Consider the following 261-nt stretch of genomic DNA (forward strand, 5'->3'; position numbering starts at 1 on the left):
CAATCCAGGCACCGTTTTGTCTGAACAGCTCCAAAATGGCGTCCAGGTCTTCGGCGGGGGCGATGACGCTTTGTTCCCCAGAGCAGATGATGCCGTTGTCGAAGCAGCGGCCGGTGATGATTTTGGGTACGGCCTCTTCGTAGGTGCTGTCTTTGTCGATGATGCACTGAACGTTGCCGGGGCCCACGCCGTAGGCGGGCTTGCCGCTGCTGTAGGCGGCTTTCACCATGGCACCGCCGCCGGTGGCCACCACCACGTCCA

Annotated in this window: 1 pseudogene; it reads right to left on the bottom strand. The window is 61.7% G+C overall.

The annotated features are described in order from the left end of the window. Positions 1-261: pseudogene (locus AAIG11_RS18060) on the bottom strand (aldehyde dehydrogenase family protein); the annotation flags it as partial.

It is taken from the genome of Anoxynatronum sibiricum, from assembly GCF_039414295.1.
Taxonomy (GTDB): Bacteria; Bacillota; Clostridia; order Peptostreptococcales; family Tindalliaceae; genus Anoxynatronum; species Anoxynatronum sibiricum.